The organism is Arthrobacter sp. Y3223164 (genome assembly GCF_059091005.1).
In genome coordinates this window covers 1-688 of record NZ_JBNHGF010000747.1, presented here as the reverse complement: position 1 = coordinate 688, position 688 = coordinate 1, and the positions used below count along the sequence as shown (strand labels likewise).

Annotated in this window: 1 protein-coding gene; it reads left to right on the top strand. The window is 73.1% G+C overall.

Annotation, left to right across the window (positions count from 1 at the left end):
* Positions 1–686: ribosome small subunit-dependent GTPase A (rsgA, locus tag AC5RUJ_RS17770; RefSeq protein ID WP_494156450.1), on the top strand; the 686-nt coding region annotated here is incomplete at its 5' end.
* Positions 687–688: the final 2 nt, after the last annotated feature.

Here is a 688-nt window from a genome sequence, read left to right as displayed (position 1 = left end):
GGCCGGCTTCCGCCGGCGGCCCGGCCATCGCCGGGCTGCTTCCGCGGTTTTCCGCCCTGTCCCGCAAACAGGCCTACGATCCGCTGGCGGCCGAGCAGATCCTGGCCGCCAACATGGACCTGGTCGGCATCGCGGTGCCCTTCGACCGGCCGCTGTCGGCCAACCGGCTGGAGCGCACCCTGGTGGCCGCGTGGGATTCCGGGGCGCTGCCGGTGGTCATCCTGACCAAGGCCGACCTGAGCGGCCGCCATGACGAGGTCGCCGCCCAGATCGTCGAGCAGGCCGCCGGCGCGGACGTCTTGGCGACGAGCGCGGAAACGGGCGACGGGCTCGATGCCGTGGCCGAATACCTGGGCCCCGGCCGGACGATGGTGCTGCTCGGGCCCTCGGGCTCGGGCAAATCCAGCCTGATCAACGCGCTCGCAGGCCGGGCGGTGCAGGACACCGGAGCCGTCCGGGCCGGCGACGGGAAGGGCCGGCACACCACCACGGCGCGCGAGCTCATTCCCCTGCCCAACGGCGCCGTGCTCATGGACACGCCGGGCATCCGCGGCTTCGCGCTGTGGGACGCGGAGGAGGGGCTGGCGACCATGTTCGCGGACATCGAAGACCTGGCCGCCGGCTGCCGGTTCAACGACTGCGCGCACGACGCCGAGCCCGGCTGCGCCGTGCGATGTCATTCCTGAGT